Raw genomic sequence first — 25,524 nt, 5'->3', positions numbered from 1 at the left:
TCCCAAATGCAATCTTTTATTCGAGGGGGCGGCGGGCGATCACGTCGAAGGGAAATCCGGCGCACGGAGCCCGGTCATAGGCTGCGAGCGGATGCCCAGGGTTCGGCACGATGTCACCGGCGGCGAGCGTGGCTTCCGTCGAGATCACGACGCGGCCGATCGCGTTCACGAGGGCGGCAGGGGCGTCGAGTCCGAGCAGCGCCGGAAGCAGGGACTGCTCCAGGCGGGTGACGGACACGTCGGCCCCGATCACGCCGACCATGCGGCCGTCGACGAGCACGGGAAGGGTGAGGGTGACGATGAAATCGAACGTGCAGAGGTGGTCGACGTACGGACCCGTGACGTGCGCTCGCCCGGTGGCCTCCGGCACCCGGTACCACTCGAGGCCGCGGAAGTCGCGCAGGTATTCGGTGTGCACGCGAGCGGCGAGGTCGAGCCGGGTGGGCGCGAGGGTCGTGCCGAGCAGGGGGTTGCCGGCGAGCGGCCCGAGCCACCAGGCGAAATGCGCGGGGCTGGCCTGCCGGTCGTCCGCCGCCGCGATGAACCCGGCGCCGATCAGGAGCATCGGGGTGTCGTGCGCCGCGACGCCGCCGACCAGGGTCGGCACGACGAGGGATTCCACGAGGGCGTCGAGTTCTGCCGTTGTCGCAACGGGGACCGCGGCGGCGACGCGATCGCGCCAGTCGTCGAGCACCGTGAACACGTCGGCGACCGCCGCGCTGACGGCGGTGGCCACGGGCGCGAGCGCAACCGACGCCGCAACCGACAGATCAGGCACTGACAGCGGATGCCGCATGGAGCGTTCCTCCTCGTTCGATCCTGGTCTTCGCCGCGTGCAGCCACTCGGCGAGTTCGCGCACCTGCCCGGCGACGAGGGTGCGGGCGAGCGGGCCGTCGCCGGCCCGGACCGCCGCGACGACGTCCGTGTTGCAGGCCGCGACCCTCGCGCGGACCGAGGGATCCGCGAGCCCGAGCAGGAGCAACGGACCGAACTCCGCCTGCAGCCGGACCTGTTCACGCACGAGCCGCGCCGACTGGCTGAGCACCGCGAGTTCGAGGTAGAAACCGCCGGCATTGGCGCGGGCGCCCGCGTCCCGGTCCCAGTCGGCCAGGGCGAGCCACTCGGAGAGCCGATCAGCATCATCCGGTGCCGCGCGGAGGGCGGCCCGCTCGGCGCAGCCCTCCATGATCGTGGCGAAGTAGACCGCGAGGTCTGAGAGTTCGACGTGGGTGACACCCCGGAGCCGGGTGTGCAGGAGCGTCTCGTCCGGGGCATCCGCCTGGATCACGAAACTGCCGCCGCCGCGGCCCCGACGGGTCTCGACGAGGCCCGACTCACGCAGGATCACGAGGCCCTCGCGCACCGTGATCAGGGCGACCCCGAAGCGGCGCGCGAGCTCCTGCTCGCTCGGTAGCCGTTCGCCCGACGTGAGGACGCCGAGGATGATGGCATCGGTGAGGCGGCGGGCAACCTGCTCGGCGCGGCCGGCCTCGATGAGCTGGGCGAAGATCGCCTCCCGGGCGCCGGGTCGCAGCTGTGCCTCCATAGACTTCAATGTAGCCGACGGTGGCATGCTGGTAACGGTCGGACGGGTGCCGGAACCGAAAACATTCGGTATAGGATCACAACAGAGTCCCGTCAGTGTGGCCGGCCGGACTCGTCGATGGGGACCGAGGTGAGTTGATGCCGCACGAACCGTCCGCCCGTGCACCCCGGCTGAGGGTCGCCGACTTCTCGCGGGTGCTCGCCGGTCCGTATGCGACGATGATGCTCGCCGACTTCGGCGCCGACGTGATCAAGATCGAGAGTCCGGCAGGGGACGACACCCGGCAGTGGCTGCCGCCCACGGATGCCCAGGGCTCGTCCACCTACTTCGGTGCGGTCAACCGCAACAAGCGCTCGGTCGTCTGCGACCTCGGCACCGACGAGGGATGCGCGGCAGCCTGGCGCCTCGCGACCACGGCGGATGTCGTGGTGGAGAATTTCCGGCCCGGCGTGATGGAACGGTTCGGACTCGGCTACGAGGCCGTGCGCGCCGCGAACCCCGGCGTCGTCTACTGCTCGATCACGGGTTTCGGCGCGGGAGCCGGCGCGCGGCTGCCCGGATACGACCTCCTCGTGCAGGCCGTCGGCGGCCTGATGAGCGTGACAGGTCCGGCGGAGGGGGAGCCGAGCAAGGTCGGCGTCGCCCTCGTGGACGTGCTCGCCGGCCTCAACGCGCTCAGCGGCATCCTGCTCGCTCTCCGCGAACGCGACTCCCGCTGCGCCGCCACCGAGGACCCGGACGAATCAACCGGAGGGCGCGTCGAGGTCGACCTCCTGTCGACCCTGCTCTCGGCACTCACGAACCAGGCCGCCGGCACCCTCGCCACCGGGCACTCTCCGGCCCGCCTCGGCAACGCCCACCCGAGCATCGCCCCGTACGAGCTCTTCACGGCGTCCGACCGCGACCTTGTCATCGCCGTCGGCACAGACTCCCAGTTCCGCACCCTCGTGCGCCTCCTCGGCGCGCCCGGCCTCGCGACCGACCCGCGCTATCTGGGCAACGCCGACCGGGTGCGCCACCGCTCCGAGCTCCGGCCCGCGCTCGAGGCACTGCTCGGCGGCCATCCGGCGGCGCACTGGGTCGACACGCTCACGGACGCCGGGGTGCCCGCCGGACTCGTCAACTCGATCAGCGAGGCCTTCGCCTTCGCAGAGCGGCTCGGAGGCGCGCCCGTCGTCGAGCTCGTCTCCGGCGAGGACCCCCGGCGCATCAGTCGCCAGGTCGCCAATCCGATCCACCTCGGCACGCGTCCGGCCGACTATCGGCTGCCCCCGCCCCGGCTCGGCGAACATGCCGGGGCCGACTGGCTCGAGCCGGGCGGTCGCAACGGCCCCGGCGCGGCCGCTGCGGCGGATCCCGCACCGGCATCCGCCCCCGCACCCGCATTCAGGCCCACTCCCGCACCCCCCACCGCGCTCCGCCGAACCGAACAGGACCTCTCGTGACCGCATCAGGCCGTCCCACCCCGCTCGTCGCCAGTCCTCTCGTCGACTCGGTCTTCGATCTCGACGAGCTCCTCGCCGCAGAGGAGGTCGTCTGGTCGCGCAAGGCCCGCGCGTTCGCGACCAACCGCATCCTGCCCACTATCGAGCAGGACTTCGAGGACCGGTTTTTCCGCGCCGACCTTGTCGCCGAGCTCGGCGCGGCCGGTTTCCTCGGCATGCACCTCGAGGGCTACGGCTGCGCAGGCGCGAATGCAGTGAGCTACGGCCTCGTCTGCCTCGAACTCGAGGCCGCCGACAGCGGCTGGCGCACCCTCGTCTCGGTGCAGGGCTCGCTCGCCATGTCGGCTATCCACAAGTATGGATCGGAAGACCAGAAGCAGCGCTGGCTGCCCGGCATGGCCGCGGGCGCGCTCATCGGCTGCTTCGCCCTCACCGAACCGACCGGCGGCAGCGACCCCGCCGCGATGCGCACGTTCGCCCGTCGCGACGGCGACGACTGGGTGCTCACGGGCACCAAACGCTGGATCGGCCTCGCGAGCGTCGCTGACGTGGCGGTGGTGTGGGCGCAGACGGATGCCGGGGTGCGCGGATTCCTCGTTCCCACCGAGACCGCCGGGTTCACGGCCACACCGATCGCAGGCAAACTCTCGATGCGCGCGTCCATCCAGTGCGACGTCACGCTCGACGGGGTGCGCCTGCCCGCCGACGCCGTGCTGCCCGGCGCCACGGGGCTCTCCGGCCCGTTCGGCTGCCTGAACGAGGCCAGATTCGGCATCGTCTGGGGCGCCATGGGCGCCGCCAGGAGCTGCCTCGACGCTGCGATCGCCCGGTCACGCAGTCGCGAGGTGTTCGGCCGCCCGATCGGGGCGATGCAGGCTCACCCAGGCCAAACTCGCCGACATGCTCGTCGAGTACGAAAAGGGCGTCCTCCTCGCCCTGCACCTCGGGCGGCTGAAGGAACGCGGCACCCTCACGCCGGCGCAGATCAGCGTCGGCAAGCTCAACAGCGTGCGCGAGGCCATCCGGATCGCCGGCCTCGCCCGGTCGATCCTCGGTGGCGACGGCGTGACGAACGAGTTTCCGGTCATGCGGCACCTCGCCAACCTCGAGTCCGTCCGCACCTACGAGGGCACGGACGAGATCCACCAGCTCGTGATCGGTCGCGCCCTCACCGGGCTGTCGGCGTTCTGACACCGCGAGGGCAATCGCAGGTCGTGTCCGGCCGTACCCCCACTTCGCGGCAGGCGCGCCCACCCGGGCCTTCCGTGCCGTCTTCGCCGGAACGCCGTGTGTCATAGTTGAGAGACGCGCACGTGGCGACGAGGACATCGGGTGGAAATAGTGTCGGTAACAGGCGGACAGGCCGCATTCGCATACCTGCGCGGCCGTATCCTCTCCGGTGAGATCCCGGGCAATGCCACCCTGCGGGAGCAAGCCCTTGCCGAGGAACTCGGCGTCAGCCGCACCCCGATCCGCGAAGCGTTGCGGAGACTCGACGAGACCGGCCTCGTCGAATTCGTGCCGAACAAGGGCGCGACGGTCATCGCCTGGACAACCGAGCAGATGCGCGAGACCTACTACTTGCGGGCCATGCTCGAGAGCCGCGCAGCGGGCCTCGCCGCAGTGCGGATCTTCGACGGCGACCTCGCGCGTCTCGCCGACCTGATCACCCTGATGGACGAGTTCGTGCTCGCGGAGGACGACGCCGGTATTTCCCGACTCGGCGAACTCAACGCCGAATTCCACCGCATCATCGTCACCGCGGCCGAGAACGCCCAGCTCACCCGCCTGACCGTGTCCGTCGGCCGGGTGCCGCTCATGGCGAAGGCCTTTCGACGCGACAGCGGCTCTTTCCGCGCGGTGAGCAATCACCATCACCGCGACATCCTCACCGCCCTGCTCTCGCACGATGCGCTCTGGGCGGCAACGGCCATGCGATCGCACATTCTGGCCGCACGCAATTCTGTGCTGAGCTGGGACCAGGGCGAGGACTCCGTCGGCGCGCCGGGCGCGGATCAGTCCGTCGACGCCCATTCGCTCGATTCGGACGCCATCGACGCGGCGGACCTCGCCGATCTGGCCGACTTCACGCCGTAACGCGCGTCCCGGATCTCGGTCACAGACCCCTGCAGGGCGATCCGGCCGGCCTCGAGCACCGCGACCCGGTCACAGGTCTCGGCGACGATCTCGAAATCGGTCGACGCGACGAGGAGTGCGAACTCCTTCGCGTGCCAGACATCACGCAGCAGGGTGGCGTGCGCCGCCCGGGCATCCTCCTCGAGTCCCGCACCGGGGGAGACGGCGATGACGAGGGCGGGGTCGCCGGAGAGGACGGCGGCCAGGACCACCCGGTGGAGCACGATGGGGTCGAGGTCCTGCGGGTATTGCCGGGCCCGGGCGGCCGGATCGACGACACCGACCAGGTCGAGCAGGTCGACGATGTGCCGCCTCGCGACGTCCGGGGTGACGCCGATGCGTTTCCGGAGTGCGCCGGCGAGCTGGTTCCTGACCGAGCGGGTGAGGTCGAAGCTGTTGAGCGGGTTGGCGGGAAGGTAGCCGATCGCTGTACTGAGCAGGCGTGCCGCCGGACGGCGCCCGAGGCCGACCAGCTCGACGCCCTCAACGAGGATCGAGCCCTCCGCGATCCTGGCGCCCTCCGGGAGCTGCCCCGCGATGGCGAGCGCCACCGAGATCGCGCCGGCCGCCACGGTCCCGACGAGGCCGAGCGACTCGCCGTGCGAGACCGACAGGGTGATCGCATCCACCGGGGTCAGGGTCGTGATGGTCGACGAGACGCCGAGGCCGCGCACGTCGAGCACGGAGCTCGCCCGGAAGGCGTGGGAAGGCACGGGGTCCTCGTCGGGATGATCTGCGACGGTGGCCTGTTTCGCAGTTCCCGGTGCCGTGACGGCCAGGTCGGGATCGGGGAAGGGGGTCACGGCCGGGCTGATCATTGCGTCTCCAAGTGCTGTATGCAATCTTGACCATATCCTCCGCCAAATCGCCAAGAATGTCGAATTCTCAGCCCACGATTTTGTCACTTTGCATACATGTCGCGCGGACGGTGTGGCGAAACAATCCCGCAACATGAGGCGACTACGCTCCGACCATGGTTGACCTGTTCACCGGCTACGGTGCCACTACGAAGAGTCGGAAACGGACGGGGTCAGGGAGCGCCTGGGACGAGATGTTCCCGGATCCGTCCTCGCTCACTCCGACGGAAACGCGCGCGGCGTACAAGGACGTTTACGGCGCCCTGGCCAAAATGACCCAGGAGGAGTTGCGCGGCCGCACCGCGGCGCTCGCGAGCTCCTACCTCGCCCAGGGAGTCACCTTCGACTTCGCCGGGGAAGAGCGGCCGTTCCCGCTCGACGCCGTGCCGCGGGTGATCGAGCAGCCGGAATGGGTCACCGTCGAGGCCGGGATCAAGCAGCGCGTTCTCGCTCTCGAGGCGTTCCTCGCCGATATCTATGGCCCCCAGGCCGCCGTGCACGACGGCGTCATCCCGGCGAGCCTGATCAGTTCGTCGAACCACTTCCACCGGCAGGCCGCCGGCATCGTCTCGGCCAACAACGTGCGCATCCAGGTTTCCGGCATCGACCTGATCCGCGACGAAAAGGGTGCCTGGCGGGTGCTCGAGGACAATGTCCGGGTGCCGAGCGGCGTGAGCTATGTCATCTCCAACCGGCGCGTGATGGCTCAGACCCTCCCGGAACTCTTCGTCTCGATGCGGGTGCGCCCCGTCGGCGACTATCCGAACAAGCTTCTCCAGGCGCTGCGGGCATCCGCCCCCGCCGGGGTCGACGACCCCAACGTCGTCGTGCTCACCCCGGGCGTCTTCAACTCCGCCTACTTCGAACACACCCTGCTCGCCCGGCTGATGGGCGTCGAGCCTCGTCGAGGGCCGCGACCTGTTCTGCTCGGGCGGGCGCGTCTGGATGCGCACGACCGCCGGCCCCACCCGGGTCGACGTGATCTATCGCCGGGTCGACGACGAGTTCCTCGACCCGCTCCAGTTCCGTGCGGACTCCCAGCTCGGGTCGCCCGGCATGCTGATGGCAGCCCGGCTCGGAAACGTCACGATCGCGAACGCGGTCGGGAACGGGGTCGCGGACGACAAGCTCGTCTACACCTACCTGCCCGATCTCATCCGCTACTACCTCGGCGAAGACGCGATCATCCCGAACGTCGACACCTGGCGGCTCGAGGATCCCCTCGCGCTCGAAGAGGTGCTCGACCGGCTCGACGAGCTCGTGGTCAAGCCCGTCGACGGCTCAGGGGGCAAGGGCCTCGTCGTGGGGCCCGCCGCGTCGAAGGCGGAGCTCGCGACGCTGCGGAAGCAGCTGCTGCGTGACCCGCGCGGCTGGATCGCGCAGCCCGTCGTGCAGCTCTCGACCATCCCGACCCTGGTCGAGGACGGAATGAGGCCGCGCCACGCCGACCTGCGCCCCTTCGCAGTGAACGACGGCACGGATGTCTGGGTGCTGCCGGGCGGGCTGACCCGCGTCGCCCTGCCCGAGGGCGAGCTCGTCGTCAACTCGAGCCAGGGCGGCGGGTCCAAGGACACCTGGGTGATCGGGCTCGAACCCGACTTCTACCACGAGTCCTCCGCCCGCAACATCCAGGGTCTTGTGGCCGACCAGGCCGCGAACACCCAGGCGACGGCCGCGGGCACGCACCCCGTCGACCACTCGCCCCAGGACAAACCGCTGGGCAACAGCGACCAGCAGGAGCAACAACAGCAGCAACAACAGCAGCAGGGGAAGCAACCGGTGTCCGCAGCGGCGCCGGCGGCATCGAAGTCATCGGCGCAGGAGGACCGGGAATGTTGAGTCGCATTGCAGAAAGCCTGTTCTGGATCGGACGGTACATCGAGCGCAGCGACGGCACCGCCCGCATCCTCGACGTGCACCTCCAGCTTCTGCTCGAGGATCCGTGGATCGAGGAGAACCTCGCGTGCCGGTCGCTCCTGCAGCTGATGGGCAGCCCCGTCCCTGCCGAGGGCGAGCTCACCCGCAAGGACGTGCTCGCGACCCTCGCCATGGACCGCACGCACCCGGCTTCGATCGCGTACTCGATCACCTCGGCACGCGAGAACGCCCGTCGGGCGCGGGAGATCGTGCCGACCGAGCTCTGGGAGTGCCTCAACACGACGAGCGCGCGGATGCCGCGCAAGGTCGCGAGCGAGAAGACCCACGACTACTTCGCGTGGGTGCGGGAACGTGCCGCCCTCGCCGTCGGGATCGTCGAGGCCGGCGCGAGCAGGGACGACGCCTGGCATTTCTTCACTCTCGGGCGCAGCCTCGAGCAGGCCGATATGACGGCACGCCTCCTCGCCACCCGGTCGCTGACCGAGGCGAGCGGGCCGTCGTGGACGACGATCCTGCGTTCGTGCGGCGCGTACGAGTCCTACCTGCGCACCTACCGCGGGGTGCCGTCCGCCCGGAACGCCGCCGAGTACCTGCTGATGGACCGGTTGTTCCCCAGGTCGATCGTGTTCTCGGTTTCGCGCGCCGAACAGTGCCTGCGCGACCTCGAGCCGCGCACGGACCGGGCCGGTGTCACCGGCCAGGCTCAGAGGGTGCTCGGCCAAATCCGCAGCCAACTGGAGTACCGACCGATCATGGACATTCTGAATGACCTGCCGCTGCAGATGATGCGCGTCCAGGACGCGACGAGTACCGCCTCCGAAGCAATCGGAAACAGGTACTTCCCGAAGGGGAACGTTCCGACCTGGACAGGGGAAGCCTCGTGAACCGCCTCCGGATCCGGCACACGACCGGGTACCGCTACAAGGGCGAGGTCGCCGCCTCCTACAACGAAGCGCGGATGCTGCCGGTCAGTTCCGTTGACCAGTTCGTGCTGTTCTCGAACCTCGAGATCAGTCCGGCGGCGGGCAACCACTACTACGCCGACTACTGGGGTACCCGGGTCTCCTCGTTCGAAGTGCTCACCCCGCACTCCGAACTGATGCTCACCGCCAACAGCCTCGTCGAGGTGCGACCGCGTGAGCACGAGACCCACGAACACACCTGGGTCGACCTCGCCGCGGATGCCCTGCGCACCTCCACGCTCTTCGAGCACTCCCGGCAGACCCGCCTGACGAAACCGCCGATGGATGTCGAGGCGCTCGCCGCCGAAATCGCCGCGCGCCACACGAGCTCCTGCTCGGCCGCCTACGAGATCTGTGCCGCGATCGGCGACCAGATGCAGTACGTCCAGGGTGTCACCGGAGTGCACTCGACGGCGGAGGAGGCCTGGAACGACCGGCGCGGTGTCTGCCAGGACATCACGCACATCGCCCTCGGCGCCCTGCGCTCGGTCGGGATCCCGGCCCGGTACGTCTCCGGCTACCTGCACCCGAGGCCGAACGCCGAGGTCGGCGAGACGGTCACCGGTGAATCCCACGCCTGGGTCGAATGGTTCTGCGGAGAGTGGCGCGGATTCGACCCGACGAACCTGATCGAGATCGGTGACCGGCACGTCTCCGTCGGCCGTGGCCGCGATTACAACGACGTGCCGCCGCTCCGCGGCGTCTACGCCGGTTCCGCGGGCTCCCAGCTCTTCGTCAAGGTCGAGATCACCCGCGAGGCCCTCTGACATAGCTCCTGCACATTCCGGGATGCCGGAGGTCCTGCCCCGGAATTTCGGGTAACTTCCGGGCCGAGCCGGAAATGTGCAGGAGTTATGCCAACGGACATCCGCTGGAAGGCCGGTGGCCGCTCAGGCGGTGGGGGAGTGGGATTCCAGGAACTGGTAGACCTCGGTCTGGTCGACGCCGGGGAACGTGCCGGTCGGCAGCGCGGCGAGCAGGCTCGTCGGGGTGCGCGCGGCCGGCCAGGCCTGGCCCGCCCAGCGCTCGGCGAGCTCGCCGGGGGCGCTGCGACAGCAGCTCTCGTCCGGGCACCGTGAGACGGCCCGGTTGTTCGTTTCGCGGCCGAGGAACCACTTCGTCTCCGAGAACGGCACGCCCACGCTCACCGAGTACTCGCCCTCCTTCGCCTTCGCGATGCGGGAGGTGCACCAGAAGGTGCCGGACGGGGTGTCGGTGTACTGGTACCAGGGGCTGAACCGGTCGGCGACGTCGAAGACCGTCCGGGCCGTCCAGCTGCGGCAGACCGTCGTACCCTCGACGGCGCCGAGGGCGTCGCTCGGGAACCGGACAGAGTCGTTCTCGTAGGCCTTGATGATCGTGCCGGACTCGTGCACCTTCATGAAGTGCACCGGGATGCCGAGCCGGGCCGTTGCGAGGTTCGTGAACCGGTGCGCGGCCGTCTCGTAGGAGACCGCGAAGGCGTCCCGCAGGTCCTCCATCGAGATGCTGCGCTGCGCCTTCGCCTCGGCCAGAAGCTTCACGGCATCGTCCTCCGGCAGCAGGATCGCCGCCGTCAGGTAGTTGGTCTCGACCCGCTGCCGCAGAAATTCCGCATAACTTGTCGGCTCCTCGTGCCCGCAGAGCGCGCTCGCGAAGGCCTGCAGGATCGGCGAGCGGGTGTCCCGGGAGGCCGTCTGCTCGATCGGGAGGTAGATCCGGCCGTTGCGCTTGTCGGTGACCGAGCGCGTCGAGTGCGGCAGGTCCGCGACGTAATGCAGCGAATAGCCGAGGTGCGCGGCCATGTCGGCGACGACCCGCTGCGGCACCGGTCCGCCGGTATGGCCGACCGCGCGCAGCAGCCCGAGCGCCTGGGCCTCGAGCTCGGGGAAGTAGTTGTCCCGCGCGCGCATGATGCCGCGCAGGCTCGGCATTCGCCCGCCGTGCCTCCTCGGGTGTCGCCGCCCGTTCCCGGTGCAGGCGCTCGATCTCGTGGTGCAGGGTGAGGATCGTCTGCAGCGCCTCATCGCTCGTTGACCGGCCGATTCGGATGTGCGGCAGCCCGAGGGCCGTGAACACCGGCCCCCGCTGGGCCCGTTCCACGGCGATCTCGAGGGCGGCCCGCTCCGACGGCGCCTCGGTCTTGAGCAGCTCGTCGACGGTCGTGCCGAGCGCGGTCGCGATCGAGCGCAGCATCGACAGGCGCGGCTCCCGTTTGCCGTTCTCGATCATCGACACCTGCGACGGCGCCCGCCCGACCGCGGCGGCGAGGGTGTCGAGGGTCATCCGGCGGGAGCCGCGCAGTTCACGGATGCGCCGGCCGAGAGTCAGGGCGTCGATCCCGTGCTCGTCGGGTTCAGGCTGGGACAGGGCGGTGCGCAGGGAGGGATCGGCGTTGATCATCGCACCATGCTCACACGGTGCAGAACTTCACGCAAGCAGAAGAACTTCATTTCTTCTGTGATCTCGGCAGGGGTTCGGGCCGCCCAACCACCGCAGAGTAGGTGTCACAGGCAAGCAATGACGCAAACCCAAGGAGACAGCATGACCGAGAACGCAGCCCGCCCCGGCGACCAGACCCAGACCGCCGCCGAACTCGCCCTCGAGTGGGCGGCCGACGCACGCTGGAACGGCATCCGCCGCGACTACACCGCGGAGGATGTCATCAGTCTCCGCGGCTCGGTCCGCGAGGACCGCACCCTCGCCCGCCGCGGCGCCGAGAACCTCTGGAACCTCATCCACCAGAACGGCACGGCGGAGAACCCCGAGTGGGTGCGCGCCCTCGGCGCCCTCACCGGCAACCAGGCCGTGCAGCAGGTGCGCGCCGGCCTCAAGGCGATCTACCTCTCCGGCTGGCAGGTCGCCGCCGACGCCAACCTCTCCGGCCAGACCTACCCCGACCAGTCGCTCTACCCCGCGAACTCCGTCCCCTCGGTCGTGCGCCGCATCAACAACGCGCTGCTCCGCGCCGACCAGATCGAGTCGAGCGAAGCAGCCGCAAACGGCGGAGCCGGCACCGGCATCGACTGGCTCGCACCGATCGTCGCCGACGCCGAGGCCGGTTTCGGCGGCCCGCTCAACGCCTACGAACTCATGCAGTCGATGATCGAGGCCGGAGCGGCCGGCGTGCACTGGGAAGACCAGCTCGCGAGCGAGAAGAAGTGCGGCCACATGGGCGGCAAGGTTCTCGTCCCCACCGGCCAGCACATCCGCACCCTGAACGCCGCCCGTCTCGCGGCGGATGTCGCGGGCGTGCCCACGATCATCATCGCGCGCACCGACTCCCTCGCCGCGACGCTCATCACGAGCGACATCGACGAGCGCGACCAGGAGTTCCTCACCGGCGGGCGCACCGCCGAGGGCTTCTACGACACCCAGAACGGCATCGACGTCGTCATCGCCCGTGGCCTCGCGTACGCACCGTACGCCGACCTGCTCTGGGTGGAAAGCTCCGAACCCGACCTGGAGCTCGCGCAGCGCTTCGCCGCCGAGATCCACGCGCAGTTCCCGGGCAAGAAGCTCGCCTACAACTGCTCGCCGTCGTTCAACTGGAAGTCGCACCTCAACGACGCCCAGATCGAGGCGTTCCAGCGTGAGCTCGCGAAGGCCGGGTACGCCTTCCAGTTCATCACCCTCGCAGGCTTCCACGCCCTCAACCACTCGATGTTCACCCTCGCCAAGGACTACTCCGAACGCCAGATGAGCGCATACGTCGAACTCCAGGAGGCCGAATTCGCCTCAGAGGCCGACGGCTACACCGCGACCCGCCACCAGCGGGAGGTCGGCACCGGCTACTTCGACAAGATCGCCACCGCGCTCAACCCGAACAGCGCCACCCTCGCCCTCGTCGGCTCCACCGAGGCCGAGCAGTTCTAACCCGCTCAGCGATTCTCAACCGCTCAATGTTCTGACCCGTCTCACCCCCGAGCGGATGCGGCCACCCGGCGGCCGCATCCGCTCACCACCCAGACCCACCGCGACCTCACCCTCCAGAAGGAGACACACCATGAATTCCCCCTGGCGACGACCGACACGGTCGCCCCGACCACGAACACCGGCAGCTTCGCCATGACGCAGCCGCACCTCGAGGTCACCGGCGACCTCGGCGCACGCTACGACGAGATCCTCACCCCCGCAGCGCTCGACTTCGTCTCCGAGCTGCACGACCGGTTCGCGGGCACCCGGCACGACCTGCTCGCGACCCGGCTGCGGAAGCGCGTGGACGCCGCCAACGGGCGCGACCCCGGCTTCCTCACCGAGACGGCGCACATCCGCCGCGACCCGAGCTGGCGCGTCGCCGGCGCAGGCCCCGGCCTCGAGGACCGCCGCGTGGAGATCACCGGCCCGACCGACCGCAAGATGGCCATCAACGCGCTCAACTCGGGTGCCAAGGTCTGGCTCGCCGACCAGGAAGACGCCACGAGCCCGACCTGGGCCAACGTCATCGAAGGCCAGATCACCCTGTTCGACACCGTCCGCGGGCAGCTCGACTTCACGAGCCCGGAGGGCAAGGAGTACACCGTCACGGGCGACGCGACGGGTGCGACCCCGACGATCGTGATGCGCCCACGCGGCTGGCACCTCGTCGAGAAGAACATCAGCTTCGTCGACCGCGCGAACCGCACGATGAGCGCCTCAGGCAGTCTCGTCGACTTCGGCCTCTACTTCTTCCACAACGCCCAGCGCCTCATCGAGGGCGGCAGCGGACCGTACTTCTACCTGCCGAAGCTCGAAAGCCACCTCGAGGCCCGGCTCTGGGACGACATCTTCAGTCACTCCGAAGACGCCCTCGGCATCCCGTACGGCACGATCCGCGCGACCGTGCTGATCGAGACGATCCAGGCCGCCTTCGAGATGGAGGAGATCCTCTACGAGCTCCGCGACCACTGCGCAGGACTCAACGCCGGCCGCTGGGACTACATCTTCAGCATCATCAAGACCTTCCGTGCCCGCGGGCGCCGGTTCGTCTTCCCCGACCGCAAGCAGATCACGATGACCGTGCCGTTCATGCGGGCGTACACCGAGCTGCTCGTCTCGACCTGCCACGGCCGCGGCGCGTATGCCATCGGCGGCATGAGCGCGTTCATCCCGAACCGGCGCGACCCCGAGGTGACCGCGCGCGCCCTCGAACAGGTCGCGGCGGACAAGAAGCGCGAGGCCGGCGACGGTTTCGACGGCACCTGGGTCGCCCACCCCGACCTGATCCCGACCGCCCAGGCCGAGTTCGACGCCGTGCTCGGCGCGCGGCCGAACCAACTCGAACGCACCCGCGACGAGGTCAGCGTGACCGCCGCGGAGCCTGCTCGACGTCGCATCCGTCGGCGGGCAGATCACCACGGCCGGCGTGCGCGACAACATCACGATCGGGCTGCGCTACATCGAGTCCTGGCTGCGCGGCGTGGGGGCCGCGGCGATCGACAACCTGATGGAGGACGCCGCAACCGCGGAGATCTCCCGCTCGCAGGTGTGGCAGTGGATCCACGACAACTCGGTCACCGCCGAGGGGGTGCGCATCGACGGACCGTGGGTGGACGGCCTGGTCGCCGAGGTGTTCGCCGGCTTGCCGCGCACGCCAGGCGACCGCTTCGACGACGCCCTGTCGGTGTTCCGTACCTCGGCGCTCGAGCCCGAGTTCCCGACCTTCCTCACCGTCGGCGCCTACGCCCGCTACCTCTGACGTCCCCGTCTCGGTTCCGGGAGCCGTGGTCCGCGAGAGTACACTTTTGGCCCTTTAACCCTCGGGTTTAAAGGGCCAAAAGTGCGCTCTCGCGGGAGGCGGTGAGGGAGGGATCCGGGGTTCGGGGTCGGTAGGGTGGGGTGGTGATTGAGATACGAACGGCCGGGGCGGCGGATGCCGGGGTGCTCGCCGAACTGGCTGCTGCGACCTTCGCGCTCGCGTGCCCTCCGCACACGACAGCGGAGGCGATCGCCGCGTTCCTCCGCGACGTCCTGGCCGAGGCGAACTTCGACACCTACCTCGCCGACCCCCAGCGGATGCTGTTCCTCGCCGAAGACCCGGACACCGGGCTCTCGCTCGGCTACACCATGCTGATCTTCGGCGAACCGGCCGATCCGGACGTGCTCGGGGCCATCAGCATCCGCCCGACCGTCGAGCTCAGCAAGTGCTACCTGCGCGCCGAGAGCCATGGGCGCGGAGTGGCCGCGTCTCTCATGACGGCAACGCTCGACGCCGCGCGGGCCCGCGAAGCGCGCGGTGCCTGGCTCGGGGTGAACCAGGAGAACGCCCGGGCCATTCGCTTCTACGAGAAGCACGGCTTCGCGCGGGTTGGCACCAAGCACTTCCTGGTCGGCGACCGGTACGAGGACGACTTCGTGCTCGAGCGCACCCTCTGACCGGAAGTCGCGAGTCCCTGAACTCCCGTGAGGTGTCGCACATCGAGGTTCGTTGTGCCCGGGAACAGCGATATGCGACACCTCATGGATCTCGTCGAGGCTCAGGGCAGGGGAACCGGCGCCGGCGCCTTCGCTGCCTTGACGGACTCATAGGCGGCAAGAGCCGCACGCCGGGTCTCGCCGAGGTCGACGAGCGGCGCGGGGTAGGTATCCGTGCCGATCTCGGGAACGTACTCGCGGATGTATTCGCCGTGCGGATCGAACCGTGCCGCCTGCAGGCTCGGGGTTGAAGACCCGGAAATAGGGGGCCGCGTCCGCACCCGAGCCGGCAACCCACTGCCAGCCGAACGGGTTGCTCGCACCGTCGGCGTCGACGAGGGTGTCCCAGAACCACTGCTCGCCGACCCGCCAGTCGATCAGTAAATTCTTGGTGAGGAATGAAGCGGCGACCATGCGTACCCGATTGTGCATACTCCCCGTCCGCCAGAGCTCGCGCATCCCGGCGTCGACGAGCGGGATGCCGGTGCGGCCCCTTTGCCACGCCTCGAGCACGCGGTCGTCGAGCGGTGGCCACGGGAATCGGTCGAACTCACGTTTGAGATTCTCCGTCGCGAGTTCGGGCGCGTGGAAGAGCACGTGATAGCTGAACTCGCGCCAGCCGAGCTCGGTGAGGAATCGCTGCGCGCTCGACGCGGTGGCGGCATCCGCCCCGCGAAGCACGCGCTGGGTGGCGTGCCAGACCTGGAACGGGCTCACCTCGCCCCAGCGGAGCCGCGGCGACAGGCGGCTCGTCGCGGCCCGGGCGGGGGCATCCCGTTCGTTTGCGTAGCGCGCAAGCGACTCGCGCAGAAATGTGTCGAGCGCCTCGGCGGCGAAGGCCTCACCCGGCTGCCACGCGGCGCGGAGGCCCGCGGCCCAGTCCGGGTGGGTGGGCAGGAGCCCCCAGTCCTCGAGCCGGTCAGAGGGCTGCGCTCCCGACCAGCCGTCGATCGATTCCGGCGCCGGGTGCGGCTCGCGCGGGGGAGGCCCGGCGACGCAGGCGCGCCAGAACGGTGTGAACACCGAGTACGGGTTGCCCTGGCCGGTGCGGATGGTCCACGGCTCGAAGAGCAGCGAGCCGGCGAAGCTCCGTGCCTCGCTACCCTCCGCGTGCAGCCCGGTCTTGATCGCGGTGTCGACGTCCCGCTCCGCGGCACCATAGCGGCGGTTCCAGAACACGGCACCGGCCCCGGTGGCTGCCGCAAGCGCGCCGATGACGTCGGCCGCCGGTCCGCGCCGCAGCAGCAGGCTCCCGCCGAGCGCCTCGAGGGAGTCGCCGAGCGCGCGCAGGCTGCCGTGCAGCCACCAGCGGGACGCCCCGCCGAGCGGCCGCACACCCGGGGATTCTTCGTCGAGGACGTAGACCGCGACAATCGGGCGCCCGCGTTCGACGGCCGCGTGCAGCGCCGGGTTGTCTGCGAGCCGGAGGTCGTCTCGGAACCAGACGATCGTGGGCCCGGCGCCCAAGGCTTGGCTCACGCGCCCGTTCCCGAGACTCCGACATCGGAGATGCGGAGCACGATCTTGCCGCGGGTGTGGCCCTCTTCGATCAGTCGGTGGGCGGCCGGACCTTCCGCGAGTTCGAAGACGTGGTCGATGTGGGGGCGCACCGCGCCATCGTCGATCATTTTCGTGAGCCAGTCCAGGGCGTCCGCGTCTGCGGCCACCTTGAATCCGGTGGCCCGCACGCCGGCCGCCTCCGCGTCGGCTTGCAGGGTCGGCCAGCTGCCGCTCGGCGCATTCACGAGCACCCCGTCGGGCCGGAGGATGCGGAGCGACCGCGTGCCGGTGTCGTCGTGCACATTGCCGATCAGGTCGATCACCGAGTCGACATCCGCGAGCACCTCATCGAAGCGGATGCTCGTGTAATCGATGACCTCGTCGGCGCCGAGCTGGCGCAGGAATTCGGCGTTGCGAGGCGAACCCGTCGTGATCACGTAGGCGCCGAAGGCCTTGGCGATCTGCACCGCGAAGTGGCCGACGCCGCCGCTGCCGGCGTGGATCAGTATCCGCTCGCCCGGTGTGACCTCGGCGATCTCGACGACCATTTCCCACGCGGTCAGGGCCGCGACGGGCACGGCGGCCGCTTCGATGTGGCTGAGGGTGGAGGGTTTGAGGGCGACGCTCATGCTCGAGACAGCGATGTACTCGGCGTAGCTGCCGGTCGTGCGCGGGAAGCGCGTCATGCCGTAGACCTCGTCGCCGGGCTGCAGAGGAAAGGCCTCGTATGGCGAGCTGACCACGATCCCGCTGAAGTCGTAGCCGAGCACGGCGGGGAATGCCGGGATCGCTGCGGCCACACCCGAGCCGGCCCGGGTCTTCGCGTCGATCGGGTTCACCCCCGCGGCGACGACCCGCACGATCAGCTCGTCGAGCACGGGAATCGGCGTCGGCACGGTGTCCAGATGTAGCTCCTCGGCCGCGCCGGTGCGGTCGATCACGAGGGCGCGCATGGTCGGGGGCACGTTCGTTGCATTTCCCATGAGTCCATTGTCTCCCGGTGGACACCGGGTGGACAGCAGCAGAAACCGTCGGCAGCCGGCCGGATTCGGTTAGCGATGTCACTCCATCTGGGGGTGCGAAAACTGTGGATGTGCCTCACCTTGGGGGCTTGGAGGTGTGGATTTGGCAAGGCCCGCCGTCGTAGTCTGTCCACATAAAGGGGGACCGAGGTCCTCATTTAGGGGGACCGTTCGAGTCGAGCTCCACCGGGTGACTGGCGAGGCTTTGGCCTGTATTCGGCGACCCGTTGCCCGTGTTGGAATCCGCGCCGCACCCGAAGCGGCGCGATCCTTCCCACCCGGGCAACGAACGAACTGTCCTGCTCACATTGGTCGGCCGAATCTCGGCCTGCACTTACCCTGATGCCCTCCGCGGCGTCGAAAAGGATCCATCATGAACAAGCTTCTCAAAGGCTCCATCGCTGGCGCGGTCGGCGTGGTCCTCCTCCTCGGCGGCGCGGGCACCTTCGCGTCCTGGAACTCGACGGTGACCGCTGGTGGTGCTGCGAAGATCGCTGCGGGTACTCTCACTGTCACCGATCCGGGCACTACAGCGTCTGCCGGCACCTGGGCGAGCGCGACCGGCCCGATAACAAACATCGCGAACTTCCTGGCAGTTCCTGGCGACGTTCTTACCTACACGAAGACGCTGAATGTCAGCGCCACGGGTGACAACCTCAAGGCGATTCTGTCTCTGAGTGGTGGCGCGATTGTTGCGAGCGACTCTGCGAAGTCAGTCGACACCACGCTGGCGACCATCCTGGCAAGCGGCGCGGTGCTGACCGCAAACCTGGTCCCCGCGACGGGTGGATACACAGTCGTCAACGGTGCCTCCACTGTCACTGTCAAAGCAACCCTCACCTGGCCCTCCAAAGCAGTCACGGTCGACAACCCCGCCCAGGGTGGTTCCGTGAACTTGAGCGCCTTCTCCGTCCTGCTCACCCAGAACTAGTTCGCTAGGCGGGTGCGTCTGGCATAGGCCAGATGCACCCGCTTCATGTCTTCAGAAACGCCATTTGTCGATGATTTGGGGGTGCACGTGTTTCCCCTTCACAAGCCCTCCATGTCGGTTCGAATCCACGAGGTTTTGCGCAAGTGTCTCCGCACGTGGGCTCGGGTCGTCTCCCTTCGGACTATCGCTTCGACCGCGGTCTCTGTGGCGGCCGCGATCTGCCTTGCGATCCTCGGCGCTGGTGGCTCTTACGCATACCTCAATGCGAGTGCCCCGGTGTCTGCGGCCACGACCATCAAATCCGGCACCGCGACCCTGACCGTGTCCACTCTCACCCTGCCGGCCGGCGTGCTCTACCCGGGCGTCACGGTCAGTGCCCCGGTCACCGTCACCAACGTCGGTAACGTTCCGCTCGCACTCCGGATCGCCGGATTCACTCCGCCGGCTCCGGCGACGACCCTCTCGGCGTCCCTGAGCATCGGCCTCTTCGTCGGTGCCTGCCCGGCCTTGCCCGCCCCGACCTGGTCCGCAGTCCTCAACACCACCCCGGTGGTCACGAGCCTGGGCAAGACCCTCCCCGTCGGCGGGTCCACAATCCTCTGCGTCTCTGTCACGCTGCCGTTGTCAGCCCCGGCCACGACCCAGGGCCTCTCCGCCGCGAACTTCGGCATCGTCATCGACGGAATCCAGGCCTGAGCCATGTCCTCCGTGCAGCGCCGCGCCCCACGCATCCGTTCGCCCAAACGGATGCTGGCGCTCGCGTTCGCCCTCTTTCTCACTCTGGCGGGCACGAGCGTCGCCCAGGCGAGCTGGACCGCGCCGGGGGTGACCGCGACCGCGTCCGTGACCGCCGGCAGCCTGGCGGTCACGCAGACCGGCTTCGACACGCTCGCCGTGCTGTATGACTCGAGCACACTGTCGATCACCAAGGTCGTGACCGTCACGAACAAGGGGAACATACCAGCGCCATACACGCTCACACTCACCGCTGACGCGACCACACTTTCGACCGGCGTCGACCTGCAGACCTGGCCCGTCGCGACCACGGCGGCTTGCTCGACGGCGGCCACCTCGACCGGACCCACCGGCCAGCACTGGACCTCGGCGCTGACCTTCTCCGGCAGCGGCGCGACCGCGCTCGCTGTGGGAACGTCCGCATACTTCTGCGTGCGCAGCACGATCACGCAGGCGCAACGCTTCGCACTCGTCGGTATCTCCGCCGTGCCGACCGTCACCCTCACCTCGAGCGTCGGCAACTGGGCGATCGCCCCGCTCGCCATCTACGCGACCCAGACGGTCGCGAACACCCTGACACCGGGCGCGCCAACAGCCACCACGACGGACCACACGGTGACCCTGACCTGGGCCAAACCCGCCGATACCGCAGCCATCACCACCTACCAGGTCTTCCGCAACGGCACCCTCATCGGCACAACCACGGCGCCCACGACCACCCTCACCGACACCGGGCTCGACGTCGGAACGGCATACAGCTACACGGTCAGGGCCCTCGACGCGGCCGGCGATGCCTCGCCCCTGTCCACAGCTGCAGCCATCGCGACCGCCGGCCCCAATTCCGGGGCATGGTACAAGGTCAAGAACGCAACGACCGGACTCTGCGTCGACGGTGAGAACCAGTCGACGGCGGCCGGAACGGCGATGATCAGCTTCGGATGCAAGTCGACTGGCTTCGACAACCAGTCCTGGAACTTCTCGAACCCTGCCGGCGTGTCTGCGGTGAAGGCGAAGTACGCCCCGCAGGCTCTTCTGGGACACCGGCAGGGGCGCCGCCGCCGGCCTCGCCGCACAACTCCAGAACGCCGGGACCTCGAACCAGAGCTGGCGCGTCACGGCCGTCGGGGCTGTTGGAAGCGGTACCTACCGCTTCGTGAATGACAGCGGCCAGTGTCTCGACGTCAGCGGGCAGACCACCGCAACGAAAAACATCCAGCTGGAGCAACAGCCGTGCGGTGCTCTCGGGCTCGCCAGCCAGACCTTCACCATGACGTGGGTGGGCTGACATGCGCCCGCACCCGATCCAGGGTCGCCGGGGGGCGGCATCCGCCCTCGGAATCGCTGCGCTCGCCATGTCACTCGCCGTTTCGGGGGTCGCAGCGCCGGCAAGCGCCTCGGCTGGCGCCACCCCGATCGCCCCCGTCGATCTGCTCCTCAGCACGGACGGCGTGACATTCGCGACGACGCTCTCCGGAGGCCTCTTCGACGGCCTCGGCCTGCTCGTGCCGCGCGGCAGCCAGCAGGCCGCCCTCTGGGTGCGCAACCCGACCGCCGCGCCCGCCGAAGTAAGGGTGAGCGCGCACGACGTGCTGCTTCCCGTCGGCGGGTATGCCGATCACATCACACTCGCCGCGTGGAACTCCGGCACAGGCGACACCCTCACCCGCACCCTCCGCAGGCTCGACAGCTGCGGGATCGTCGTGCCGTCGCAACCGATCTCGGCAGGCGGCACCATGAAACTTGTCGTCACGTTCACCATGGCGGATGTCTCCGGCACAGTCGACCAGGGAGCAAGCGCGAGCCTGGGCTTGCTCGTTGCGATGCGCGATGCCGTCGACGGGCCGTTCGCGGCATCCGCGTGCGATGACCCGGGAACGGTCGTCCCGGTGCTTCCCGGCACTCCGACGACGCCGACGAATTCAACGACGACCCCGACAACGTCGTCCACAGGCGCGGGCATCGGTATCCTTGCCCATACCGGTGTCGAACCTCCAGCACCCGTGTTGATCGTCGGTGGGCTGCTGCTCGGCGTCGGGATCTTCCTTCTGCTTGCCCGACGCCGCCGCCGCGAGGAGGACCCCGAATGACCAGCACCCAGCTTCAGCCGGCGCCTGAACACGCGCCGGCACCCGAAGTATCCACAGCCGTCGCATCCGTGCCCGGCGTGGCCGTGAATGACACCCCGGCACCCGTCGACCCGCACGAGAAGAGCCTGCTGCACTACCTCGGCCTCGCGGTCAGCGGAGCAATTCTGCTCCTCGTGGTCGCCCTGGCGCTGCTGCTGATCGTGGTGCCCAAGGTCACGGGGTCGACCCCGCTCACCGTGCTGACCAGCTCGATGGAACCCGATCTGCCGCCGGGGACGCTCATCATCGTGCGCCCCGTGACCCCGGACGAGATCCGCATCGGCGACGTCGTGACCTACCAGATCCGCTCGGGGCAGCCGGGCGTGATCACCCACCGCGTCACCGCGATCAGCTCGAGCTCCGCGGGCGGGCGCACCTTCACGTTCAAGGGAGACAACAACAGCGTGGCCGACGCCGACCAGGTGCTCCCGGTGCAGATCCAGGGACGCCTCTGGTACTCCGTGCCGTGGGTCGGCTGGGTGAACAACGCCGTCAACGGTCAGAATCGCAGCTGGATCGTGCCCATCATCGCCGGGCTGCTGTTCGCCTACATGGGGTACATGTTCGCCAGCGGCGCCGTGTCCGCGCTGCGCAAGCGCCGCCGGGCCAGGGCCGCCGAGGCCGCGAGGAACGCGCCTACGCCCGAGCCTGCTGCGCCCGGGTCGCCATCGCGTTGAGCACGTCGATCAGCTGGTTCGCGTAGCCGACCAGGATCGCGATCTGGTCCTCGTCGCGTTCGATCCAGCGGCACTCCGGCTGGGACCGGATCGGCACGAAGTCCCGGTGCTGTTCCCAGACCAGCAGCGTCCGGTCGGCGCCGAGCACGTACTGCTGCCACCAGACCTGCCGCATATAGGAGCGCGGGATGCTGCGCCACGCTTTGTTCGTCGTCTTGATTTCCGAGAGTTCGAGCGTCCGGGCATTCGTGCCCACGCCGTCGGGTGTCGCGAGGTGGCGGCGATGACCGGCAGCATGGAACAGGGTCGTGCTCGGCTCGATCCCGTAGTTCTCGAGCACCCAGGCCGCGATCACGGGCTCACGGGCGCGGCCGTGATCGGTGTAGGTATTCCCGCCGAAGCTGCTGCCGTTCATCTTGTCGTTGGCCGCGTTCTGCACCGACTTCGGCGTCGCGAGCTTGGCGACATCCGTTGCCGTGATGCCCTGGTTGCGGGCGCGCATCCAGGCCGCCCAGTCCGTGGAATCAGCGACGATGCGCAACAGGTGCGGCGCGATCGCCGGCGCGCGAACGACGAGCGCGGCAGCAGCGGATGCGGCGGTAGCGGCTGCAGAGGAGAGTGTGGGTGACTCTGCCGGCTCGAAGAGCGGCAGCAGGGTATCGGTCACGCTCCCCATTGTGCCAGCCTCGGAGCGGGCGCGGGGCTGGCGCGCGGGCCGGGGCGGAGCGGGCTTGAACCCCATTCACAGGAACGCCAAGGGCCTCGCATAGGCTTTTCATAGAAAGCTCGCGATACTGAGTAAGTATGAGCACACGTGAAACTGACCACTCGACCCGCGGGCCGCGTCTCCACAAGGCCGACGGAAGTCCTATCCGAGTGCTCGTCGTCGACGACGAACCCACCCTCACGGATCTGCTCTCGATGGCCCTTCGGTATGAGGGCTGGGAGGTGCGCACCGCCGGGGAGGGACGCCAGGCGCTGACCATCGCCCGCGAGTTCCGTCCGGACGCGATCGTGCTCGACATCATGCTGCCCGACATCGACGGCCTGCAGGTACTGCAGCGCGTGCGGGCCGACGGCTATGAAACCCCCGTGCTCTTCCTGACCGCAAAGGACTCCCTCGACGACCGCATCGCCGGCCTCACCGCGGGCGGCGACGACTACGTCACCAAGCCGTTCAGCCTCGAAGAAGTCGTCGCCCGCCTGCGGGGCCTGATCCGCCGCTCGACCCTGGCCGTGTCCGATTCCGTCGACCCGCGTATCTCCGTCGGCGACCTCACCCTCGACGAGGACAGCTACGAGGTCTCCCGGGCCGGCGATGCCATCGAGCTCACCGCCACCGAATTCGAACTGCTCCGGTTCCTGATGCGCAACCCCCGCCGCGTGCTGAGCAAGGCCCAGATCCTCGACCGGGTCTGGAGTTATGACTTCGGCGGCAAGTCCTCCGTCGTCGAGATCTACATCTCGTACCTGCGGAAGAAGATCGATGCGGGACGCGAGCCGATGATCCACACCGTGCGCGGTGCGGGGTACATGCTGAAAACCGCGTGATGACGCCGACCAACCGGCCGGATGCGCTCGACCCGACGGACGCGGTTGACCCGACCCACCCGGCTGATGCGGTTGACGTGCCCGACCGGACTGACCCGTTCGACCCGGCCGGCTCGGCCGCACGACCCGGCACGCAGCATCCGTCACGTCGACCGCAGTGGCTCCGCCGCCCGCTCTGGCTGCGATCCGGACGCGCCCCCTGGACCCTCCGCCGCCGGCTCGTGCTCGCCGTCGTCGGGCTGCTCGCCCTGGTGAGCATCTCGATCGGCGTCGTGAGCGTCACGGTGCTGCGCGCCAACCTGCTCGCGGGCCTCGACCAGCAGGTGAGCTCCGCCGCCGAACGGTCGCACGCGATCCTCGAGGGCCGCCGCGACAACGACCTCGGCACCACGCTGCCGGTGTTCGTGCCCTCCGCGAGCATCATCCTCAACGGCCCCGGTCAGCCCGGTACCCTCGCCCTCGTCTTCTACGACTCCACGCTCACCGCCGGCTACACCGACGACACCGGCACGATCGTGGCACTGACGGCCCACCAGGTCGACCTCCTCGTGCAGAAGGCCGACATCCTCGCAAGCCAGACCAAAAACGCGCAGCCCGTCACCGTCGATCTCGGCGGCGATGTCGGCAACTACCGAATCCTGGCAAGCTCAAGCCGAACCGGCACCCTCTCGATCATCGGCCTCCCGCTCAGAACGGTCGACGGCACAGCGACGCAACTCGCCATGATCATCGGAGTGGTCTCCCTCGTCGGCATCATCGTCGTCGCGATCCTCGCGATGTGGATCGTGCGCCTCGCCCTGCGCCCGCTGCAGCGCGTCACGGCAACGGCCGCCCGCGTCTCCGAGCTCCCGCTCGACCGAGGCGAGGTCAGCCTCGTCGACCGTGTCCCCGCCGCGGACACCGACCCCCGCACAGAGGTCGGCCAGGTCGGCTCCGCCCTCAACCGCATGCTCGACCACGTCGACCTCGCCCTCGAGACCCGCCAGGCGAGCGAGAACAAGGTACGGCAGTTCGTCGCGGATGCGAGTCACGAGCTCCGCACGCCCCTCGCCTCGATCCGGGGTTACTCCGAGCTCACCCGGCGCTCCGGCCAGGAATTGCCGCCAGACGCACTGCACGCCCTCAGCCGGATCGAGTCCGAGTCCGTGCGGATGACCGGGCTTGTCGAGGACCTGTTGCTGCTCGCCCGCCTCGACGAGGGCCGCGAACTCGAACACGGGACCGTCGACCTGACGAGCCTCCTCGTCGACGTCGTGAGCGATGCGCACGCGGCCGGCCGCGACCGGGTGCTCAACCTCGAACTTCCCGACGAGCCGATCCAGGCCATCGGCGACACACCCCGGCTGCACCAGGTCTTCACCAACCTGCTCGCGAACGCGCGCATCCACACCCCGCCGGAGACGACCGTCGAGGTCGCGCTGTCCGAGCAGGACGGGCGTGCGATCGTGACCGTGACGGATGACGGCCCCGGCATCCCGGCGAATCTCCAGACGACCCTGTTCGAGCGTTTTGCCCGCGGCGACAGCTCCCGGTTCCGCGGGACCGGCAGCACCGGACTCGGCCTCGCCATCGTCCAGGCGGTCGTGACCGCGCACCAGGGCGAGGTGTCGGTGTCGAGCCGGCCAGGCCGCACCGAGTTCCGGGTGTCGCTCCCGCTCGCCTGACCCGTGGCATCCGCTCGCCTGCACCGCCCGCCCGGCAACTGTTACCGCAACGGACAACTGTTGCCGGGAGGCCGGCCACGGTTGTCCGGAACGGCCACAGTTGGCGCAAGTCGGCCGCGGG

18 protein-coding genes and 6 pseudogenes are annotated in these 25,524 nt (G+C 69.0%); 17 read left to right on the top strand and 7 right to left on the bottom strand.

The window, feature by feature from the left end; translation table 11 throughout:
- Positions 1–16 precede the first annotated feature (16 nt).
- Both KIV56_RS09435 and KIV56_RS09430 read right to left on the bottom strand, forming a co-directional pair.
- Complete coding sequence (locus KIV56_RS09435) at positions 17–736, bottom strand: cache domain-containing protein (RefSeq protein WP_281536008.1); 720 nt, start codon at positions 734–736, stop codon at positions 17–19.
- Positions 737–770: 34 nt separating this feature from the next.
- The gene (locus KIV56_RS09430) at positions 771–1,547 is read right to left on the bottom strand and encodes a FadR/GntR family transcriptional regulator (RefSeq protein WP_281536007.1); all 777 of its coding nucleotides are present in this window, start codon (positions 1,545–1,547) and stop codon (positions 771–773) included.
- A 137-nt stretch (positions 1,548–1,684) separates the two neighbouring features.
- Here KIV56_RS09430 and KIV56_RS09425 point away from each other — a divergent pair, with 137 nt between their 5' ends.
- The 3 genes and pseudogenes from KIV56_RS09425 to KIV56_RS09415 all read left to right on the top strand — a co-directional run bounded on the left by KIV56_RS09425 (position 1,685) and on the right by KIV56_RS09415 (position 5,089).
- Positions 1,685–2,992, top strand: coding sequence for a CaiB/BaiF CoA transferase family protein (locus KIV56_RS09425; RefSeq protein WP_281536006.1), 1,308 nt, complete (start codon positions 1,685–1,687; stop codon positions 2,990–2,992).
- Positions 2,989–4,183, top strand: a pseudogene (locus KIV56_RS09420) (acyl-CoA dehydrogenase family protein). The gene KIV56_RS09425 and the pseudogene KIV56_RS09420 overlap by 4 nt, the downstream one beginning before the upstream one ends.
- Positions 4,184–4,333: 150 nt before the next feature.
- Positions 4,334–5,089, top strand: a complete 756-nt coding sequence (locus tag KIV56_RS09415) for a GntR family transcriptional regulator (protein WP_281536005.1) — start codon at positions 4,334–4,336, stop codon at positions 5,087–5,089.
- Here KIV56_RS09415 and KIV56_RS09410 read toward each other — a convergent pair.
- On the bottom strand, positions 5,008–5,946 hold the full coding sequence (locus KIV56_RS09410) for an ATP-binding cassette domain-containing protein (RefSeq protein WP_281536004.1): 939 nt from the start codon (positions 5,944–5,946) through the stop codon (positions 5,008–5,010). The two genes, KIV56_RS09415 and KIV56_RS09410, sit on opposite strands and share 82 nt — an antisense overlap.
- 155 nt (positions 5,947–6,101) lie before the next feature.
- Here KIV56_RS09410 and KIV56_RS09405 point away from each other — a divergent pair.
- The 3 genes and pseudogenes from KIV56_RS09405 to KIV56_RS09395 all read left to right on the top strand — a co-directional run bounded on the left by KIV56_RS09405 (position 6,102) and on the right by KIV56_RS09395 (position 9,592).
- Positions 6,102–7,824 (top strand): annotated as a pseudogene (locus KIV56_RS09405) (circularly permuted type 2 ATP-grasp protein).
- Positions 7,818–8,747, top strand: coding sequence for an alpha-E domain-containing protein (locus tag KIV56_RS09400; protein WP_281536003.1), 930 nt, complete (start codon positions 7,818–7,820; stop codon positions 8,745–8,747). The pseudogene KIV56_RS09405 and the gene KIV56_RS09400 overlap by 7 nt, the downstream one beginning before the upstream one ends.
- Complete coding sequence (locus tag KIV56_RS09395; RefSeq protein WP_281536002.1) at positions 8,744–9,592, top strand: transglutaminase family protein; 849 nt, start codon at positions 8,744–8,746, stop codon at positions 9,590–9,592. Before KIV56_RS09400 ends, KIV56_RS09395 begins: the two co-directional genes overlap by 4 nt.
- 123 nt (positions 9,593–9,715) lie before the next feature.
- Here the strand turns inward: KIV56_RS09395 and KIV56_RS09390 are convergent.
- Positions 9,716–11,207, bottom strand: a pseudogene (locus tag KIV56_RS09390) (helix-turn-helix domain-containing protein).
- A gap of 141 nt (positions 11,208–11,348) precedes the next feature.
- On the opposite strand from KIV56_RS09390, the gene aceA reads away from it, so the two are divergent.
- The 3 genes and pseudogenes from aceA to KIV56_RS09375 all read left to right on the top strand — a co-directional run bounded on the left by aceA (position 11,349) and on the right by KIV56_RS09375 (position 15,158).
- Positions 11,349–12,680: an isocitrate lyase gene (gene aceA / locus KIV56_RS09385; RefSeq protein ID WP_281536001.1), complete on the top strand. Its 1,332-nt coding sequence runs from the start codon at positions 11,349–11,351 to the stop codon at positions 12,678–12,680.
- 192 nt (positions 12,681–12,872) lie between these two features.
- A pseudogene (gene aceB, locus KIV56_RS09380) lies at positions 12,873–14,481 on the top strand (malate synthase A).
- Between the two features lie 143 nt (positions 14,482–14,624).
- On the top strand, positions 14,625–15,158 hold the full coding sequence (locus KIV56_RS09375; protein ID WP_348648527.1) for a GNAT family N-acetyltransferase: 534 nt from the start codon (positions 14,625–14,627) through the stop codon (positions 15,156–15,158).
- Positions 15,159–15,259: 101 nt separating this feature from the next.
- On the opposite strand, the pseudogene KIV56_RS09370 reads toward KIV56_RS09375, so the two are convergent.
- Together KIV56_RS09370 and KIV56_RS09365 are read right to left on the bottom strand one after the other, a co-directional pair.
- Positions 15,260–16,664 (bottom strand): annotated as a pseudogene (locus KIV56_RS09370) (cryptochrome/photolyase family protein).
- A gap of 8 nt (positions 16,665–16,672) precedes the next feature.
- Entirely contained in the window at positions 16,673–17,680 is a 1,008-nt protein-coding gene (locus KIV56_RS09365) for an NADP-dependent oxidoreductase (protein ID WP_281535999.1), read from the bottom strand.
- A 412-nt stretch (positions 17,681–18,092) separates the two neighbouring features.
- Here KIV56_RS09365 and KIV56_RS09360 point away from each other — a divergent pair, with 412 nt between their 5' ends.
- The 6 genes and pseudogenes from KIV56_RS09360 (at position 18,093) to KIV56_RS09335 (ending at position 22,188) form a co-directional block, all read left to right on the top strand.
- Positions 18,093–18,650 (top strand): alternate-type signal peptide domain-containing protein, encoded by a 558-nt coding sequence (locus tag KIV56_RS09360; protein ID WP_281535998.1) that lies wholly within the window; start codon positions 18,093–18,095, stop codon positions 18,648–18,650.
- Positions 18,651–18,854: 204 nt separating this feature from the next.
- A complete protein-coding gene (locus KIV56_RS09355) occupies positions 18,855–19,346 on the top strand; it encodes a hypothetical protein (RefSeq protein ID WP_281535997.1) in 492 nt (163 codons plus the stop codon).
- Between the two features lie 3 nt (positions 19,347–19,349).
- Positions 19,350–20,546 (top strand): RICIN domain-containing protein, encoded by a 1,197-nt coding sequence (locus KIV56_RS20365; RefSeq protein ID WP_432432624.1) that lies wholly within the window; start codon positions 19,350–19,352, stop codon positions 20,544–20,546.
- Positions 20,488–20,670 (top strand): annotated as a pseudogene (locus KIV56_RS09345) (RICIN domain-containing protein); the annotation flags it as partial. The gene KIV56_RS20365 and the pseudogene KIV56_RS09345, both read left to right, overlap by 59 nt.
- Before the next feature lies 1 nt (position 20,671).
- A complete protein-coding gene (locus tag KIV56_RS09340; RefSeq protein WP_281535995.1) occupies positions 20,672–21,472 on the top strand; it encodes an LPXTG cell wall anchor domain-containing protein in 801 nt (266 codons plus the stop codon).
- Entirely contained in the window at positions 21,469–22,188 is a 720-nt protein-coding gene (locus tag KIV56_RS09335; protein ID WP_281535994.1) for a signal peptidase I, read from the top strand. Before KIV56_RS09340 ends, KIV56_RS09335 begins: the two co-directional genes overlap by 4 nt.
- On the opposite strand, the gene KIV56_RS09330 is transcribed toward KIV56_RS09335, so the two are convergent.
- Entirely contained in the window at positions 22,148–22,855 is a 708-nt protein-coding gene (locus KIV56_RS09330; protein ID WP_432432623.1) for a YqaJ viral recombinase family protein, read from the bottom strand. The genes KIV56_RS09335 and KIV56_RS09330 overlap by 41 nt on opposite strands.
- A 137-nt stretch (positions 22,856–22,992) precedes the next feature.
- Between KIV56_RS09330 and KIV56_RS09325 the strand changes: the two genes are divergently transcribed.
- Both KIV56_RS09325 and KIV56_RS09320 read left to right on the top strand, forming a co-directional pair.
- Positions 22,993–23,739, top strand: a complete 747-nt coding sequence (locus KIV56_RS09325) for a response regulator transcription factor (RefSeq protein WP_134446731.1) — start codon at positions 22,993–22,995, stop codon at positions 23,737–23,739.
- Positions 23,739–25,403: a sensor histidine kinase gene (locus KIV56_RS09320; protein WP_281536113.1), complete on the top strand. Its 1,665-nt coding sequence runs from the start codon at positions 23,739–23,741 to the stop codon at positions 25,401–25,403. Before KIV56_RS09325 ends, KIV56_RS09320 begins: the two co-directional genes overlap by 1 nt.
- The last annotated feature ends 121 nt before the right edge of the window (positions 25,404–25,524 follow it).

The sequence above is a fragment of the Cryobacterium breve genome (assembly GCF_027594785.1).
GTDB classification, from domain to species: Bacteria; Actinomycetota; Actinomycetes; order Actinomycetales; family Microbacteriaceae; genus Cryobacterium; species Cryobacterium breve_A.
This window is presented reverse-complemented; position numbering and strand designations above follow the sequence as displayed.